This is a genomic window from Streptomyces sp. NPDC055239, assembly GCF_053606205.1.
Map to the genome: position 1 here is coordinate 447,520 of NZ_JBSGRD010000003.1, position 17,482 is coordinate 465,001.

At 68.3% G+C, this 17,482-nt stretch carries 17 protein-coding genes; 1 reads left to right on the plus strand and 16 read right to left on the minus strand.

Translation table 11 applies throughout. The features are described from left to right. Positions 1-8: 8 nt before the first annotated feature. From ACWFRJ_RS12915 to ACWFRJ_RS12925, 3 genes are all read right to left on the minus strand, one after another. Positions 9-914, minus strand: coding sequence for a glutamate ABC transporter substrate-binding protein (locus ACWFRJ_RS12915; RefSeq protein WP_453529615.1), 906 nt, complete (start codon positions 912-914; stop codon positions 9-11). Positions 915-930: 16 nt separating this feature from the next. Continuing rightward, positions 931-1,674, minus strand: a complete 744-nt coding sequence (locus ACWFRJ_RS12920; RefSeq protein WP_453528264.1) for an amino acid ABC transporter ATP-binding protein — start codon at positions 1,672-1,674, stop codon at positions 931-933. A 134-nt stretch (positions 1,675-1,808) separates the two neighbouring features. Beyond that, positions 1,809-2,249, minus strand: a complete 441-nt coding sequence (locus tag ACWFRJ_RS12925; protein ID WP_453528267.1) for a DUF6278 family protein — start codon at positions 2,247-2,249, stop codon at positions 1,809-1,811. Positions 2,250-2,591: 342 nt separating this feature from the next. Between ACWFRJ_RS12925 and ACWFRJ_RS12930 the strand changes: the two genes are divergently transcribed. Beyond that, positions 2,592-4,376 (plus strand): SGNH/GDSL hydrolase family protein, encoded by a 1,785-nt coding sequence (locus ACWFRJ_RS12930; protein WP_453528270.1) that lies wholly within the window; start codon positions 2,592-2,594, stop codon positions 4,374-4,376. A 62-nt stretch (positions 4,377-4,438) separates the two neighbouring features. Here ACWFRJ_RS12930 and ACWFRJ_RS12935 read toward each other — a convergent pair whose 3' ends face one another. From ACWFRJ_RS12935 to ACWFRJ_RS12995, 13 genes are all read right to left on the minus strand, one after another. Continuing rightward, complete coding sequence (locus ACWFRJ_RS12935) at positions 4,439-5,218, minus strand: exodeoxyribonuclease III (protein ID WP_453528273.1); 780 nt, start codon at positions 5,216-5,218, stop codon at positions 4,439-4,441. A gap of 45 nt (positions 5,219-5,263) precedes the next feature. Then, positions 5,264-5,896 carry an MBL fold metallo-hydrolase gene (locus ACWFRJ_RS12940; RefSeq protein WP_453529618.1) on the minus strand — a complete coding sequence of 211 codons (633 nt, stop codon included), beginning with the start codon at positions 5,894-5,896 and terminating at the stop codon, positions 5,264-5,266. 33 nt (positions 5,897-5,929) lie between these two features. Beyond that, on the minus strand, positions 5,930-7,228 hold the full coding sequence (gene pcaDC, locus ACWFRJ_RS12945; protein WP_453528276.1) for a bifunctional 3-oxoadipate enol-lactonase/4-carboxymuconolactone decarboxylase PcaDC: 1,299 nt from the start codon (positions 7,226-7,228) through the stop codon (positions 5,930-5,932). A gap of 151 nt (positions 7,229-7,379) precedes the next feature. After that, entirely contained in the window at positions 7,380-8,408 is a 1,029-nt protein-coding gene (locus tag ACWFRJ_RS12950) for a methyltransferase (protein WP_453528279.1), read from the minus strand. 47 nt (positions 8,409-8,455) lie between these two features. Then, positions 8,456-9,649, minus strand: coding sequence for a cytochrome P450 (locus ACWFRJ_RS12955; protein ID WP_453528282.1), 1,194 nt, complete (start codon positions 9,647-9,649; stop codon positions 8,456-8,458). A gap of 44 nt (positions 9,650-9,693) precedes the next feature. Further along, positions 9,694-10,713: a cytochrome P450 gene (locus ACWFRJ_RS12960; protein ID WP_453528285.1), complete on the minus strand. Its 1,020-nt coding sequence runs from the start codon at positions 10,711-10,713 to the stop codon at positions 9,694-9,696. A gap of 430 nt (positions 10,714-11,143) precedes the next feature. Continuing rightward, a complete protein-coding gene (locus ACWFRJ_RS12965) occupies positions 11,144-11,986 on the minus strand; it encodes an ABC transporter permease (protein WP_453528288.1) in 843 nt (280 codons plus the stop codon). Continuing rightward, a complete protein-coding gene (locus ACWFRJ_RS12970; RefSeq protein WP_453528291.1) occupies positions 11,983-12,942 on the minus strand; it encodes an ABC transporter ATP-binding protein in 960 nt (319 codons plus the stop codon). Before ACWFRJ_RS12970 ends, ACWFRJ_RS12965 begins: the two co-directional genes overlap by 4 nt. A 193-nt stretch (positions 12,943-13,135) precedes the next feature. Beyond that, positions 13,136-13,987: a DUF4097 family beta strand repeat-containing protein gene (locus tag ACWFRJ_RS12975; RefSeq protein ID WP_453528294.1), complete on the minus strand. Its 852-nt coding sequence runs from the start codon at positions 13,985-13,987 to the stop codon at positions 13,136-13,138. Positions 13,988-14,021: 34 nt separating this feature from the next. Then, positions 14,022-14,537, minus strand: a complete 516-nt coding sequence (locus tag ACWFRJ_RS12980; RefSeq protein ID WP_453528297.1) for a toxin-antitoxin system HicB family antitoxin — start codon at positions 14,535-14,537, stop codon at positions 14,022-14,024. Positions 14,538-14,702: 165 nt separating this feature from the next. Then, complete coding sequence (locus ACWFRJ_RS12985) at positions 14,703-15,899, minus strand: cytochrome P450 (RefSeq protein WP_453528300.1); 1,197 nt, start codon at positions 15,897-15,899, stop codon at positions 14,703-14,705. A 24-nt stretch (positions 15,900-15,923) separates the two neighbouring features. Further along, positions 15,924-16,139: an MbtH family protein gene (locus ACWFRJ_RS12990; RefSeq protein WP_453528303.1), complete on the minus strand. Its 216-nt coding sequence runs from the start codon at positions 16,137-16,139 to the stop codon at positions 15,924-15,926. Then, on the minus strand, positions 16,136-17,443 hold the full coding sequence (locus ACWFRJ_RS12995; RefSeq protein ID WP_453528306.1) for a lysine N(6)-hydroxylase/L-ornithine N(5)-oxygenase family protein: 1,308 nt from the start codon (positions 17,441-17,443) through the stop codon (positions 16,136-16,138). The genes ACWFRJ_RS12990 and ACWFRJ_RS12995 overlap by 4 nt, the downstream gene beginning before the upstream one ends. Positions 17,444-17,482: the final 39 nt, after the last annotated feature.

Consider the following 17,482-nt stretch of genomic DNA (forward strand, 5'->3'; position numbering starts at 1 on the left):
ACGCCTCCTCAGCTCGCCGGGTAGCGGTCGATGGCGGGCGGCTTCGGCGCCGGGACTCCGGAGAGGCCGAGCGTGGCGTCGTAGGCCTTCTTCCAGTCGCCGTTCTTCTCCCGGGCGGCGAGTGCGTCGTCGACGGCGAAGCGCAGGGCGGTGTCGCCCTTGGGGACGCCGATGCCGTAGGGCTCCTCGGAGAACGGCTTGCCGACCACCTTGAGCTCGTCGGGCACCTTGGCCGCGTACCCGATGAGGATCGCGTCGTCGGTGGTGACGGCGTCGACCTGGTAGGTCAGCAGGTTGTCGACGCAGACCGAGTACGTGTCGTACGCGATGAGTGTGGCCTTGGGGTAGTCCTTCTGGATGCGCTGGTAGGGGGTCGAACCCGCCGCCGAGCAGACCTTCTTGCCGTCCAGGTCCTGCGGCCCCTTGATGTCGTCCTCGTCGGAGCGCACGAGCAGCCCCTGCCCTGCCATGTAGTAGGGGCCGCCGAAGCCGACGAGCTTCTTGCGGAGGTCGTTGACGGTGTAGGTGCCGACGTAGTAGTCGATCTGCCCGTTCTGCAGGGCGGTCTCGCGGTTCGCCGACGCGATCGTCTTGAACGTGATCGACTTCGGGTCGAGGCCGAGCGAGGCCGAGACCATCTTGGCGATCTCGATGTCGAAGCCGGAGTACGCCCCTGTGGCGGGGTTCTTCTCGCCGAGGAACGGCTGGTCCTCCTTGGCCCCGACGACGAGGTGGCCGCGCCTCTTGGCCTTCTTCCAGGTGCCGGAGTCCGGCAGCGTGAATCCCGTCGCGACCTGGTACTTGGGCAGTTCGTCGGGCTGCGGCCCCTTCACCGGGGGGCTGCCCTCCTTGCCGCAGGCGGTCGCGGCGCAGGCGGCGATGACGAGCGCCGCGAGCAGACGTGTCGTACGCATCATGCCTGGCCCCCCGTCAGTGCTTGAGGATCTTGGAGAGGAAGTCCTTGGCGCGGTCGCTCTCCGGGTTGCTGAAGAACTCCTCGGGGGCCCGGTCCTCGACGACGCGGCCCGCGTCCATGAAGACGACGCGGTTGGCGGCCGAGCGGGCGAAGCCCATCTCGTGGGTGACGACGACCATGGTCATGCCGTCGCGTGCGAGACCCTGCATGACCTCGAGCACTTCATTGATCATCTCGGGGTCGAGGGCCGATGTCGGCTCGTCGAAGAGCATCACCTTGGGCTCCATGGCGAGCGCGCGTGCGATGGCCACACGCTGCTGCTGGCCGCCCGAGAGCTGCGCGGGGTACTTGTCGGCCTGCGATGCGAGGCCCACCCGTTCCAGGAGCTCGCGGGAGCGGTGCTCGGCCTCGTCCTTCTTGCGGCCCCGCACCTTGACCGGCGCCAGGGAGACGTTCTGCAGCACCGTCTTGTGCGCGAAGAGGTTGAAGGACTGGAACACCATGCCGACGTCGGCGCGGAGCGTGGCGAGTGCCTTGCCCTCGCTCGGAAGCGGCTGCCCGTCCAGTGCGATGGCTCCCGACTGGATCGTCTCGAGCCGGTTGATCGTCCTGCAGAGCGTTGATTTCCCCGACCCTGACGGGCCGATGACCACAACCACCTCCCCCTTGCCGACGGTGAGGTTGATGTCCCGGAGGACATGCAACTCCCCGTAGTACTTGTTCACATCACGCAGCTCGATCAGCGGATCGACGGCCATGCCCTGCCCTGCCCACTCTCGGCGGTGTCGGTCCGCGCAAACTATCCACGCGAAAACGGGACTTACTGGACGACACGCACGTATGGGCATTAACCGTACTTGTAGTTACGTCATCCTGATCCAGGCGGAAGGCCCTACGCCTCCGACGCCTCCGCGTAGACCTGGGACAGCTCGGGAGCTCCCTGCACCGCCCAGTCGAGGCCCGCCTCCACCACCTGGATCTCCCGCCCCGACGCGAGCCGCACGACGGCACTGCCGCCGGGCCAGACGTGCCAGGTGGTGCCGGGCACCGTACGCACGATGACCGAACCGAGGTACAGACCCGCGTCGTTGCCGAGCCAGGGCAGCATCTCGGGGTCGTCGCGCCAGCGCGGCAGCAACTGGTCGAGGGCGCTCAACGAGGCCGGTGAGTCGTCGAGTTCGAGACCGGCGGCGGCGGCCTGGGAGCGCAGCAGCTCACATTCGGAGAGGAGTTCGGCAACCCCCTGCGGATCACCCTCGAACGCGGCTGCGAGCCCTGAGGCCGGGTCGGTGGACTCCTGGCGGCGCCACCTGCCGAAGAAGGAGATGTTCATGATCGGCCTCTCCATTGATTGTCCGCGCCAGATGCATGGCCGCACAAGATCATCTGCCATCCGCCTGTCCACTTCCGGGCCGCGAATGTCCGTATCTCCAGAAATGTATCCTGCATCAGTTGATCACGGAATCAGGTGAATCGCGCCATGCACGGCGCGACGTGTGCATGGGCATATGCCGCGAGGGCCCAGACCCGAACGGCCCCACCGCGCCCATCGCGATCACCCTGGCATCCCGGCGAGTTCGGGTCATGTTCACGCGCACCTCATTGACGCTTCTCTCCGGTCTCCTTAGCTTCATGCGCACCTGTCGTCACGTCAGCTACAGCCATGGGGGTCTACATGCTCCACCGTCCAGGCCGGCGTTCATGGGGAGCGGCAGCCGTACTCGCGGTGCTCGCCACTGTCGTACCCGTGGCGTCGGCGCAGGCCGCCCCGCACAGACCCGGGCCGCTCCCTCTGGAGCGGCTCTTCGACAACAGGGCGATCAGTGACGACGCGCGGCCCGGTGACGCGGACTTCGACGGTTCGGGCGGCTCGCTCTCCGCGCGGGACCTGGCGGCGGCGGGCTGGACTCCGGGGCGTTCGCTCGCCGTGGACGGGGCACGCCTGACCTGGCCCCGCACGGGCGCGGGCAGGGCGGACAACGTCCGTGCCGACGGGCAGTCCGTGCGGGTGCGCGGGCGCGGGGACGCTCTGGCGTTCCTGGTCGCGGGCACGGGCGGCGAGGCGAGCGGCACGGGGACGGTGCGCTACCGGGACGGATCGAAGGGGACGTACCGCCTGACGGCGCCCGACTGGCGCTCGGGTCCGCTCGCCACCAAGGCCGTCGCCCTGCCGCATGTGAACACCCCGGGCGGCCAACTCGCCGAGAAGGCACGGCTGTACGTCGTGACGGTACCGGTGGCGCGCGGGCGCGAGGTCGCCTCGGTGACCCTGCCGAAGGACCCCGGCGCCCCTGATCTGCATATCTTCTCGCTCTCCGTGCGGCAGGCGACGAAGGGGTGGACCGGCAGCTGGTCGGCGTCGACGGCCGGGTACACCGCGGTGGGCCCGTGGGCCGACCGGACCGTGCGTCTTGTCGTCCACACGAGCACGGGCGGGCCGCGGGTGCGGATCCGGCTCGACAACACGTTCGCCTCGGCGCCGGTGCGGATCGGAAGCGCGACGGTGGCCGTGCAGGAGTCAGGGGCGGCGGCGCGGGGCGAGCCGCGGCCACTGCCCTTCGGGGGCAAGGCCGGTACCCAACTCCCCGCGGGCGCACAGGCGTTCAGCGACCCGCTCGACTTCGACGTGCCCGAGGACACGAACCTCCTGGTGAGCTTCCACCTCCCGGAGACGGTGACCACCGCGCCCGTCCACAGCCAGGCCATCCAGACCTCGTACGTGAGCGGCCCCGGCGATCACGCCGCGGAGGGCTCCCCGGCGGCGTACACGTCCACGATCTCGACCTGGCCGCTGCTCACGGGAGTCGATGTGTCGGGCGGGCCCGGCTCCGTGCTGCTGCTCGGCGACTCCATCACGGACGGGGTGAAGTCGACGCAGGACGCGAATCACCGCTGGCCCAACGTGCTCGCGACCCGACTGCTTCAGCAGGACGAGGTCCCGCGCTTCGGGGTGCTCAACCAGGGGATCTCGGCGAATCGCGTGATCGCGGACCGCTATCCCGGCGACGGCGTCTCCACCGACACGGGCGGCGTGAGTGCGCTGCACCGCCTGGACCGTGATGTGTTCGCCCAGACGTCGGCCCGTACGGTCGTCGTCTTCGAGGGCGTCAACGACGTCCGCTGGGGCGCGTCGGCGGATCAGGTGACGGCCGGTATGCGGGAGCTGGCCGAGCGGGCACACGCGCGGGGCCTGCGGGTGGTCGCGGCGACGATCGCGCCGTGCCAGGGCGAGTCCCTGTGCACGGCTGCGGCGGACGCGGAGCGGATGAAGATCAACAGCTATCTGCGGGACGGCGCCGACTTCGACGCCGTCCTGGACTTCGACGCCGTGCTGCGGGATCCGGGGAATCCGGCGCGGATCCTCGCCGCGTACGACAGCGGGGACCATCTGCATCCCGGGGACGCGGGGCTCGCCGCCCTGGCGGAGTCGGTGGATCTGGGGGCGCTGGTTCCGCGGTAGCGGCTGCGAAGGGGCAGGTATGCGAGAGGGCAGACGCCGGAAGGTCTGCCCCCTCCCCCTGCCTAGAGCTCCAGGTCCACCACGACCGGGGCGTGGTCGGAAGCGCCCTTGCCCTTGCGCTCCTCGCGGTCGACGTACGCATCCGTCACCGCCTTCGTGAACGGCTCGTTCCCGTACACCAGGTCGATGCGCATGCCCTTGTTCTTGGGGAAGCCGAGCTCGCGATAGTCCCAGAACGTGAAGGGGTGCGCGTACTTGAGAGGCCGCGGCATGACGTCGGAGAGCCCCGCGTCCCGCAGCGCCGCGAGGGCCGCGCGCTCGGCGGGGGTCACATGGGTGGCGCCCTCGAACAGGGCGGGGTCCCACACGTCCTCGTCGGTCGGGGCGACATTGAAGTCCCCGAGCACCGCGAACGGCCGCGCGCCCACGGAGTCGTCGGCGACCGCGGCCTTCAGGGCCTCGAACCACTGGAGCTTGTACGCGTAGTGCGCGTGCTCCACCTCGCGGCCGTTCGGCACGTACACCGACCAGACCCGTGCGGGACCGCAGGTCGCGGAGATGGCACGCGGCTCCTGCACCCCGTCGTACTCCGGGCCGCCGGGCAGGCCGACCGTCACGTCATCGAGGCCCACGCGGGAGACAAGCGCGACGCCGTTCCACCGTCCTGTGGCGTTCACCGCCGACTCGTACCCGAGCTCGCGCAGCGCCTCGGTGGGGAAGCCATCTGCGGTGGTCTTGGTCTCCTGGATGCACAGCACATCCGTACCGCTGCTCTCCAGCCAGGCGAGCAGCCTCGGCAGACGAGCGGTGATCGAGTTCACGTTCCAGGTGGCAATGCGCATGCTTCACAACCTACCGGCCGCCACTGACACTCTCGGTCCGGCCGGTCAGAGTTCGGCGGACTCCCCCGGCGTGAGCCGCAGGTGCTCGGCGCCGCCGAGGGACCCGATCTGCGAGTCGTAGATCGGCCGGGCCAGATCGGTGAGCAGCGCGTCGTGGACGTCGTAGGCGCGCTGCGGCTTGACCTCGCGCACATAGTCGATGACCTCGGAGATCTTGCTCCAGGGCGCCATCACCGGCAGCATCAGCGTCTCCACCGGCTGATCGGGAACGGTCAGCGCGTCGCCCGGGTGGAAGACCGAGCCGTCGACCAGATAGCCGACGTTGGTGATCCGCGGGATGTCCGGGTGGATCACGGCGTGCAGCTCGCCGTGCACCTGCACGTCGAACCCGGCGGCCGTGAAGGTGTCGCCGTGCCCGACGGTGTGCACCCGGCCCGGGAAGGCGGCCGAGATCTTCTCCGCGACGGAGCGCAGGGTCCAGATCTCGGCGGCCGGGTTGGCCTCCATGCCGGCGCGCAGCCGGTCCTCGCTGAAATGATCGGGGTGCTCGTGCGTGACGAGGATCGCGTCGGCGCCGAGCGCCGCGTCCTCCTCGCTGAAGGCGCCGGGGTCGATGACGAGCCTCTGGCCGTCCCGCTCCAGGCGGACACAGGCGTGCGTCTTCTTCGTGAGCTTGATGCGCTTCGCGGCGGTCGTCATCACCCCATCCTGCTACTCCTGGGGCGTGGTTTCCTCTCGGATCACTTCCTGGGCGACCTTGAAGGCGGAGTTCGCCGCGGGGACACCGCAGTAGACGGCCGCCTGGAGGAGCACTTCCTTGATCTCCTGCGGGGTGAGGCCGTTGCGCAGGGCGGCGCGGGTGTGGAAGGCGAGCTCTTCCAGGTGGCCGCCCGCGACGAGCGCGGTGAGCGTGACGCAGCTGCGGGAGCGCCGGTCGAGACCGGGCCGGTTCCAGACCTCACCCCAGGCGTAGCGCGTGATGAGCTCCTGGAAGTCCGTGGAGAAGTCCTCCGCCGCGGCGAGCGCGCGGTCGACGTGCGCGTCGCCGAGCACCTCGCGACGGACCTTGATCCCCGCCTCGTACGGGTCGGGGCGACCGCCGCCGACGGCTTCGGGCTGCTCCGTGGGGCCGATCTCGGCAACGGGGAAGACGGGCAGCGGCGGGGCGAGCACCGGCTTGACGGGCGGTGCGCTGATCGCCGCGTGCGTACCGGTGCCGTCGGTGGCGAGCTGCCAGGCGGTGGAGAAGTGCCGTACGAGCAGGTCGGTGACGGCGGCGGGCTGCTCGACGGGAGCGAGGTGAGAGGCGCCCGGCACGACGGCGAGGCGGGCGTCAGGGATGCCGGCGACGAGCGTACGGGCCTCGCCCTGCCCGGTGACCTGGTCCTCCGACCCCACCAGGACGAGCGTGGGCGCCCCGATCCGCCCCAGCTCGGCACGCACGTCGAAGGCGGCGAGAGCCTCACAGGCGGCGATGTAGCAGCCCGGGTCGGTCGTACGCACCATCTGTACGGCCCAGTCGGTGATCGCGGGCTGCGCTGCGGCGAAGCCGGGCGTGAACCAGCGCTCGGGGGACGTACGCGCGATGGGGTCGAGCCCGTTGCTCCGCACGATGACCCCGCGCTGGCGGAACTCGTCGGCGCTGCCGAAGCGCGGAGAGGCGGATATCAGCGCCAGGGAGGCGACGCGCTGGGGGTGCCGCAGGGCGAGCTCGGCGCCGATCGCGCCGCCGAACGCGCAGCCCGCGTAGCCGAAGCGCTGCACGCCGACCTCGTCGAGGGTGGCGAGCAGCCGCTGGGCGATCTCGCCGACGGACCCGCAGGGGTGCGCGGGTGCACCGCCGTGTCCGGGCATGTCGAAACGGAACACCCGCCACTGCTTGACCAGCTCGGGCACCTGCCGGTCCCACATGTGCCAGGTGGTACCGAGGGAGGGCCCAAGGATCAGCACAGGGGCGTCTTCGGGGCCGTCGAAGCGGTACTGCAGGGCGGCAATCGTCGTCTCACTCACCTGCTCACGCTCCCACATCTCGCGAGATCTCACGGACGCGGGTACTGGCCTGCACCAAACCACCCCAGCTTTTCGCCACGGGACAAACCACCAGAAGAGCCGCCCATCCTCCCCGTCGATCCGGTGGGGAGGACGGGCGGCTCCGCGACGGTCAGGCGAGGGTGCCCTCGATCACGTGGTAGTCCGGCATACCCGTGGGGACCGGCACGGCCACGGTCGCCGAGAGGGTGAAGCCCGCCGCGTCGAGCAACTCGGCGTATTCGTCCCGGGTGCGTTCCCGTCCGCCCGTGAAGACCAGGTTGTTGAGATCCGTCAGGCCGTACGCGGCGGACTCCTCCGGGGCCAGAACCGGCGGCATGAGTGTCTCCACCAGGAGCAGCCGCCCCTCAGGGGCCAGTCCCGCACGGCAGTTGCGCAGCAGCGCGGTCGCCCTCTCGTCGCCCCAGTCGCGGACGATGTTGTTCAGGACCAGCGCGTCGGCTCCACTCGGCACCGGCACCGGCTCGGCGAGGTCGCAGGCCACGACCTCGCACCGGTCCGCGACACCCGCGGCGCCCAGTACGGCCCGAGCCCGCTCCAGAGCCTGTGGCCGGTCGTGGAGCACGCCCCGAAGGCCGGGCACCGCACCCAGGATCGCCGCGATCAAGGTGCCCTCGTCGCCGCCGAAGTCGGCCACCGTGCCGAACCGGGAGAAGTCGTACGCTCCGACGACGCCGGACGCGAACTCCCGCGTCGCCTGCGCCATGCCCGCACGCAGCTTCACCGACAGTTCCGGGTGCCGCAGCATCGCCTCGTGGGCCGTCAGACCGGTGGCCGGGTCGTGGGCGGGCCCTCCGCTCCGTACGACGGCCGACAGCTCGCCCCAGGCCCGCCACAGCTCCGGGGCGGTGGAGAGCACGATGTCGTCCCGCTCGGAGTCCGGCGCGTCGGCGCGCAGTCGGCCGCCGAGCTCGGTGAGCGAGAAGCGTTCGGCGTCGTGCTGGGTGACCACGCCAAGTCCGGCGAGGGCCCTGAGCAGCCTGCGCAGCGCCGCCGGGTCCGTACCCGTCTCCTTGGCGAGACTGCCGAAATCACGCGGCGGGCCGTCTCCAAGGGCCTCGGCCACGCCCAGTTCCGCTGCGGCGTGGAGCACCTGCGCCGGCACGTAGCCGAGGGTCATCTGGGTCAACGACTGTTCCATGGGGGCGGTTTCCGCTTCCCCTCCGTTGGCGGACAAGCCATTTCCTCTCAGGAGGTGCGCAGGGTCAGCGTGTTGACGCCGATCATGTCGGGTGTCGGGAAGAACGTGGGCGGCGTGGCCGGGTCGGTCCTGAGCACCGGGAAGCGGTCGAACAGCGCGTTCAGCGCGATACGGCCCTCGAGCCGGGCAAGACCGGCGCCGATGCAGAAGTGGATGCCGCGGCCGAAGCCGAAGTGCGGGTTGGGGTCCCGGGCGGGGTTGTACGTCTCGGGGTCCTCGAACTGGCGGGGATCACGGTTGCCCGCACCCAGCCAGAGCATGACGATCTGGTCCTTGGGAATGACCTTCCCGGCTATCTCCACTTCGGCGCTGGTTCCCCGTGCGAGCGCCGCCGACGGGGACAGCAGCCGCAGCGCCTCCTCGATGGCGCCGGGCACCAGCGACCTGTCGGCACGGACCTTCGCGGCCACCTCGGGGTAGGCGTCCAGGCACAGGGCCGTGTTGCCGAGCAGCATGGTGGTGGTGATGTGGCCCGTGATCAGCAGGATGTTCGCGACGTTCACGATCTCGTTGTCGGTGAGGCTCTCACCGTCGACCTCGGCAAGGGCCAGATGCGTGAGCAGGTCCTCGCGGGGGTGGCGCCGACGGTCGGTGACGTGCTCGGCCATGTAGTCGAGCAGCGGCCGCAGTCGCTCCGTCGCGTCACGGACGTCCTGCTCGCCCTGCCCGCTGTCGTCGAGGAACGAGAACCCGCTGAAGCCCTCGATGATGTCGTCCGCCCACTTTTTGAACAGGTCGCGATCGCTGGCCGGGACTCCGAGAAGTTCGGCGATGACGATGACCGGCAGCGGGTACGCGAGGTCGGCGGCGATCTCGATCTCGGGCTTGCCCTCCACCGCGTCGAGCAGTTCACCGGTGATCGTCTCGATCCGCGATTCCATGGCGGCGACAAGCTTGGGGGTGAAGGCCCGGCTGACGAGCTGGCGGTACTTGCGGTGGATGGGCGGGTCCATCTGCGACATGTCGCCCTCGAGCAGCGGGGCGTCGACGGAGACGGGAAGGAGATGCGCCAGGTTGGACGTGAACGTCCCGTGGTTGTTGAGCATTTCCAGCGCTTCGGGGTATCCGTAGACGTTCCACACCCCCTGCGCCTCGTCGAACTCCACCGGGGATGCGGGCCGCTTCCCCCGCAGCCAGAGATGGTCGGGGTGAATGTTCCAGCGGTCGACGACCGTCGTCATCACACTTCTCCTTACCGGGATCCAACGGATTACTGGGTGACGACCTACTGGACGACAGGGAGTGTGGCGACGCCGCTGGCATCCACCACCTGAAGGAACGACGGGGCGTTCGCCGGGTCGGTCCGCAGGGTGGGCAAGCGGTCCAGCAGGATTTCCACTGCCGCCTTGCTTTCCATACGGGCCAGTTGCCGGCCCACACAGAAATGGATGCCGCGCCCCAGACCCAGGTGCGCGTTGGGGGATCGCCCCGCGTCGAACATGTCCGGGTTCTCGAATTGCCGCTCGTCACGGTTGGCCGCCCCGGTCCACACGAGCAGCAACTGATCCTTGGGGATGACCTGTCCGGCCACTTCCACCTCGACGTTGGTCGCCCGGCCCACTCCGCAGATCGGGCTCATGTACCGCATGGATTCCTCGAGCAGCGGCGGCACCAGCGAACGGTCCGCCCGCACGCGGGCCCCCTGGTCGGGGAAGGCGTCCATGCACAGCACGGTGTTGGCGATCAGCATGGCCGTGGTGAGGTGACCGTTGACCAGCAGCCGGTTGGCGATGTTGGAGATCTGGCTGTCGTTCAGCCGCTCACCGTCCACCTCGGCGTGCACGAGCTGGCTGATCAGGTCCTCGCGGGGGTGCTTTCTGCTCTCGGCCGCCCGCTGATGCCAGTAGTCGCGCATCTCCCACAGCAGTTCCAGCTCCTTCTCGAGCTCCTTCTCCTGCTCCAGGACGGTCTCGGGCGACTCGAACTTCTCCGAGCCGTCGAGCATCTTGTCCATCCACTGCCGGAACAGGGCCCGGTCGCTCGCCGGGACGCCCAGCAGATCGGAGATCATGATCAGCGGCAGTGGCGCGGCGAAGTCCGCCACCAGATCGAACTGGCTCTTCCCCTCGATGCCGTCGATCAGCTCGTGGACGATCCCGTGCACCTGGGACTCGAGCTTGGCCACGAGGCCCGGGGTGAACGCGTGGTCGACAAGTCCGCGCAGCTTGCGGTGTTTCGGCGGGTCCGTGTGGCTGAAGTCGCCCTCGACTATCGACTCGTCGAGCTTGATGGGGTCAAGACGCATGGTGTCACTTGAAAAGGTCTTGGGGTTTCCGAGTATCGCAGCACACTCGGGATATCCGTAGACATTCCACAGCTGCAACTCTTCGTCGTAGTCAACAATCTTCTCCGGCCGCTTTCCACGCATCCAGAAATGGCCGGGGTGAAACTCCCACTGATCGACGGGCGAGGTCACAGTCGTGTCCTTCCGTGAAAGAGTCATGAATGCCTAGGAGAATGGGCGCCGAATTCAGCAGGCTGCCTCAGTGTTCAAGCGAGGCCTTGCCGATGTCAAGGTTCGCCCGGCTCTCCATGACCCTTTACCGTCCTGTTCCTGTCCTGGCGACGGGACAGGGTTCACGGCGTACAATTCAGTGCCCCCGAAGGCGCAACTTCCCTTTATCACAGCCGAATTCCGCTGTCGCGCCATCGTGCCGAACAGGACGCGGACCAATTCAGCCGACTCGCTGCAGGGCCTTCTCGCGACGCTCGGCCATGGTCGAGCCGGACTCCCGCCGGGCCATGCGGCGCAGCACGATGGGCGCGAGGACAAGACCGAGGACGGCCCAGGCCCCAAGGACGCCGACGGTCTCCAGATGGCGCCAGGAATCGCCGATCTCGACGGTGACCGCACTGTCGGGCAGCAGCGCGGAGCGCATGCCGAGCCCGAGCCAGTAGATGGGGAAGACCTGGGCGATCCACTGCACCCAGTCGGGCATGGAGGTGACCGGGTAGAAGATCCCGGAGGTTCCGATCATCGCGAGGATCGGGAGCGTGAGGAGTCCCTGGCTGCGTGCGCTGCTGAACACCGATCCCAGGACCGCGCCGATCGGCAGGGTGGCCACCAGGCCGAGCACCAGTACCCAGCCCAGGGTGAGCCAGGAGCTCAGGCTGCTGATCGTGAGGCCGGGAATGATGAACAGGCCGGGTACGAGGAAGATCGCGAGGTCGACGATGACGCCGCCCGCCACCGAGATGATCTTTCCGATCAAGTAGGCCGGCATGCCGTTCGGGGTCGCCTTGGCCCGCAGCAGGGTCCCGTCCTCGCGCTCGGCGGTGAGCAGTTGGCTCATGGACACCATGGCCATCGCGGCGTTCATACCGAGGATGCCGGGCAGCACCAGGGTGCCGAGTTCGAATCCGCTGTCACCGAAGGACACGTCCCGCAGGAAGAACGTCACGATCAGCATCAGCACGGGCCAGAAGAAGTGATTGAACAGGTCGCCACCGTTGGTGAACGACTGTCGCAGTTCGATCAGGCCGCGGGACCAGCCCGCTCGCAGTGCAGTCTCGTTCATCGGGTCACTTCCCCCAGCTCGCTCACTGCTTCTGGTTCTGTCTCTGTTTCTTTTTCTGGTTCTTCTTCGGGTTCATCGGACGGCTGTCGCACCAGCGAGAGATACGTGTCCTCCAGCGTGGCCTTCCGGACTTCGAGATCCGTGATGTCCTCGCCGTACTGCCGGAACAACTCGAAGGCGAACTTGGTCGAATCCCTTGTCGAGCGGACGAAGTCGCGGCCGTCACGGGACCAGCGCACCGTGTCCTCGCCGACGATCCGCTCGGCGAGCTCCTGAGCCGTACCGTCGGCGACGATCCGCCCGCCGTTGAGGATCATGATGCGGTCCGCGAGCTTCTGGGCCTCGTGCAGATCGTGGGTGGTGAGCACGATCGTGGTGTCCTGCTCGTCGGCGAGACGGTCGACGAGGTCGTGGAACTCGCGCCGGGCCACCGGGTCGAGACCGGCCGTGGGCTCGTCGAGGAAGAGCAGTTCGGGGCGGCCCACGATGCCCACCGCGACATCCAGCCTGCGGCGCTGCCCGCCGGAGAGCATCCGGACCTTTTTGTCCGCCTGCGCGGTCAGGCCCACCGCGGCGATGAGTTCGTCCGGGTCCCACGGCCGCTTGATCTGCTCGGTGGAGTAACGGGCGTAGTACATGCCGAGGTGCGCGAGGAGCTCGCGCACCCGCCACCTGCCGTGGTCCCGCCACGACTGGAGCACCACACCGACCCGTGCCCGCCAGTTCTCGTCGCCGTGCGCCGGATCGGCGCCGAGGACCTCGACCCGGCCTGCCGACCGCATACGGAAGCCTTCGAGGATCTCGAGCGTGGTGGTCTTGCCCGCCCCGTTCGGTCCGAGCAGGCACACCACTTCACCGTGGCGTACCTGGAGATTCACATCCTTGAGGACGTCGGTCGTGCCGTAGCGCATGCGGAGGCCATCGACATCCAGCACGATCGTCTCGCGCGTCGTCATAATTGATCCCTCATCTTCACACGTGTCTCTCCGGGTGTGGGCCTGGTTCGGGTGGCGGCCCGGGCCCCCGCGGGGGATGAAGGAACCCGGGCCGCCTGGGCCACCGGCGGGCTCTTGAGCTCTACGCCCGCCGGGGCCTGTCTCTCGTCGGCGGCGACCCGTGGACCGGGCACCGCCGAGTTCACGGAAATGGTCAGGAACGTCGGATGACGACGTCGCCGCTGTAGGTGCGGACGCGCAGTTCCACGATCTCGTCGGACTTCGCCGGACCCCCGACGACCTTCAGGGAGTTGCGGACCCTGCCCGACAGCGTGCTCACGTCCAGCTTCGCCGCGGTCCCTTCCTTGATACCGATCTCGATCTCGGCCGAGGATGCCGTCACCACGACCGAACCGCGGATGATCTCGGCGATCCGGACGCTGCCATGGGCCGTCTTGGCCTCGACACTCGCGTGCGCCCTCTCGACGTGGAAGTCGCCGTTCATCCCGGTCAGGCGCAGGTTCCCGGTGACGTCGCCGATTCTGGCCTCGCCCTGGTCGTTGCCGATCAGGGCAGCTCCGTCGATCTCGTCGACACGTACGTCCCCCGAGCCGTTGACGATCTTGGCGTTGCCGACCACCCGGACCACGTTGATCTCGCCACGTGATGTGGTGAGGCGGAGCGGGCCGGTCTCCTCGAGGCGGATGTCGCTCTGCGCGGACTCGAACCGGCACTCACCGAGGCGGCCTTCGCCGCGCAGGGTCACCGAGGACGAACTACCGCGCACATGGGAGCCTTCGGGCAGCTCGATCGCCACGTCGACAGAGCCGTGGCGACGCGAAGAGCCGGGCCAGGGGAGCATCTGTGTCGGCGCCTTGATCTGCAACTTGCCCTGCGCGTAGTCGATCCGTGCCTGTTCGGCGGCCTTCACGTCGGCGGCATTGGAGCTGTCGGTCGGACGGACCTCGACCACCGTGTCGTCCCGTCGGCTCGCCGTGACGGAGATACTGCCCGCGGAGAACTCGATGGTGGCGGAGATCGGTTCAGGAGTGTCGAAAGTGGGCATGTCAGCCTTCCCTGATGAGCCGCTTGCGTGTGCGCTACCGCACCCAGCCGACGTTGTACTGGTCCCCGGGTGGCACCCGCCACTCGGAGCGGCCGACGCCGTTGAGGTTCGCGGTGATGGCCCGTACGAGCCAGGCGTTGACCGAGAGCCCTTCCCGCCCAGCGGCTTCCTCGATCCGCGCCTTGAGGTGCTCGGGCAGGCGGAAGTTGATGCGAGCCGGGGTGCCTTCCTCCTCGGCCGCCGGGATCACCGTGCCGTTCGCGGCGGACGGGCCCGCGGCCGGGAAATTCTCGGCACCGAATCCGGGCGCCGCCGCCGTCACCACGAAATTCGGTTCGAGGCCACGCAGGCGGACGTCGACCGCCCCGGGCGCGAGATCACGGGAGATCTCGTCCGCGGCGGTCGACAGCGCGTTCAGCAGGGTGAGCCTGGCCGACGCGTCGAGCGAGGGCGCGAGGCGCTCCGCCACGAGGAGATTCTCCTCGCCCGTGGCCTCCGCCGCGAGGAGGAACTCGCGGCGGAGACTGTCGACGTACGGCGTCAGGTTCATAACGCCATAGTGGCACAACAATGGCGCCATATACAAGCGCTGGTCGCCACGGACAGTCCGTGACAGGCGATCCGCGCGCTCACCAGCCAGTACTCCGTGGCTACAAACTGCGCCATGATGGCGTCATCGTGGCCACGGCCGACTCTCCCGAAGCGCGGACCGTGACTACGGCGAGGTGCGCAGCGGGAGCGTGCTGACGCCGGTGGTGTCGAAGCCCGGCATGAACGTCGGCGGCCTGTCCGGGTCCGTGAGGAGCTTCGGGAAGCGGTCGAAGAGGATGTTGAGCGCGACCCTGCCCTCCATCCTGGCCAGCGGCCCGCCGAGGCAGAAGTGGATTCCGCGGCCGAATCCGAGGTGCGGGTTGGGCCCGCGTGTCATGTCGAACACGTCAGGATCGGCGAACTGCCGGGCGTCGCGGTTCGCCGCCCCGTACCAGACCATGACCATCTGGTCGGCCTCGATCCGCTGCCCGGCGATCTCCACCTTCTTGGTGGTGGCCCGGTACGTGGCCGCCACCGGGCTCATGAACCGCATCGACTCCTCGAGCAGACCCGGCACGAGGAGACGGTCGTCGCGGACTCGCGCCGCCTGGTCCGGATAGCTGTCCAGGCACAGCACCGTGTTGCCGATCAGCATCGTGGTCGTCAGATACCCCGCGATCAGGAGCATCTTGGCGAAATTGACGATGTGGTTGTCGGTCAGTCGCTGCCCGTTCAGATCCGCCTGGATGAGCGTGCCGAGCAGATCCTCCGCCGGCCGCCGCCTGCACTCGGCCGTGTGCTCGCGCAGATAGTCGAGCATCTTGCGCATCGGCGCCATGCTGGCCTCGAAGATGCGCTCCTGCTCCTCGGCGTCGTCCTCCATCGAGACATCGCCGAGGCTGTGGACCATCTCCGTCATCCACCGCTCGAACAGATGACGGTCACTGCTCGGAATGCTCAGCAGTTCTGCCACCACGGTCACGGGGAGCGGATACGCCAGACCGGCCATCAGGTCGAACTCGTCCCGGTCGGCCAGCGCGTCGAGCAGCTCGTGGGTGAGCGCGCTGATCCGCGGTTCGAGGTCGGCCACGATCTTCGGGGTGAAGGCGCGGCTGACCAGCTTGCGCAGCTCGCGGTGGTCCGGCGGATCCGTCTGCAGCAGATCGCCTTCCGTGAACGATTCGTCCGCGCCCATGGGAAGCAGGCGCGCCATGTGGGACGAGAACGTCCCCGGGTCGCTGAGGACCTCGATCGCCTCGGGATAGCCGTAGACGTTCCACGCGTTCATCTTCTCGTCGAACTCAACCGGCTGCTCCGGTCGGCGCCCGTACAGCCAGAAGTGCTCGGGGTGAATACCCCATCGCTCGGCCGGAGTTGTCATGCCATTCCCTTTCAACGCGCTCTGTCAGTCCCCGGCCATGGCCTCGCGAAGGCTCCTCGGCCGCATGTCGACCCAGTTCGCCTCCACGTAGTCGAGGCACTCCGTCCGGCTGCTCTCGCCGAATACCGCCCGCCAGCCGTCCGGGACCGGGGAGAAGGCCGGCCACAGGGAGTGCTGACCCTCCTCGTTCACCAGCACGTGGAACCGGCCGTTGTCGTCGTCGAACGGGTTGGTGCTCATGCGTTGATTCCCTTCTCCTGGGCCCTGGATCGTCGGGCCGTGATCGAGTGCGCGATCTCTCCGCTGCGGGTGGCTATGTTCGACAGGAGCGACGACGCCAGACCGTGCGTGTGCTCCGTGCCGCCCTGCAGATAGATCCCGCAGTCGAGTTCAGGGGTCGTGACCAGCCGGTAGTCACGGCCGATGCTGTGCCGGCCGTCCGCGTCGCGTACGCAGTAGGCGTCGAGCTTGCCGAGGATCTCGGCGGGGTCCATCGGGTCGTAGCCGGTGGCGCAGACCAGGACGTCGACATCCAGGTCGTACGACTCCTCGGTCTCGAGGGAGTGCACAGTGATGCGGGTGTCGTTGCCGACGCGCTTGACGTCGACCACGCGGGCCAGATTGAGGAACCGCAGCCGGTCGCCCTTGCTGAACTCCTCCTCGTAGGCCCGCTCGTACAGGCCCCGGATCACCTCGTCGTCCACCACGGAGTAGTTCGTGTTCTTGTGGTACTGCCACACGGCGTCCTTGGACCGCTGCGAGCCGTGGTAGTAGCTGTCCACGGCATCGGGGTCGAACACCTGGTTCGCGAAGGGGGTGTCGTCGGCGATGGAGTACCCGTAGGACGGGATGATCGCGGACACCTTTGCGTTCGGCAGGTGATCGTAGAGGTACCTGACGATCTCGGCCGCGCTCTGGCCGCCCCCGACGACCGCGACCCGTTTCAGGTCGGAGTCCTTCCGCTCGCGGAAGTTGTGCAGGAACTGCGAGCTGTGCCAGACGAATTCGTCGGGTTCCAAGCCGACCGGCATCCTGGGGACCAGCCCTGTGGAGATGACGACGTTATGCGTGTCGACCTCGCGCGAACCACCGGCCGCGTCGCGCACGGTGACCCGTACGCGGTCGATGGCCCCCTGTGCGGCTGTCGGCGCCGGGCCGATCGCGGTCACCTCCGAGTTGTAGGCGACCGGCTGCGTGAGCTTCGACTCGGCCCATTCGAGGTAGTCGTGGAACTCCCGCCGGGTGGGGAAGAAGTCCTGGTTGTTCACGAACCTCGTGAGGCGCCCCACATCGTGCAGGTAGCAGATGAAGCTGAACCGCGACGCCGGATTGCGGAACGTGGCCAGGTCCTTCAGGAACGAGACCTGCATCTTCGCCGACGGCAGCAGCATGCCGCGGTGCCAGCCGAGAGACTGCTGGCGCTCGAAGAAGGCGGTCGTGACAGGGTCCGGGCTCTCCTCCAGCGCGACGGCGAGTGACAGGTTGGACGGTCCGAACCCGATGCCCACCACGTCATAGATGTCTGGTTCACGCGACGATTCCATTGCTGTGTCCCCTCAGTGAAAAGCCGAACTGAACTGGCC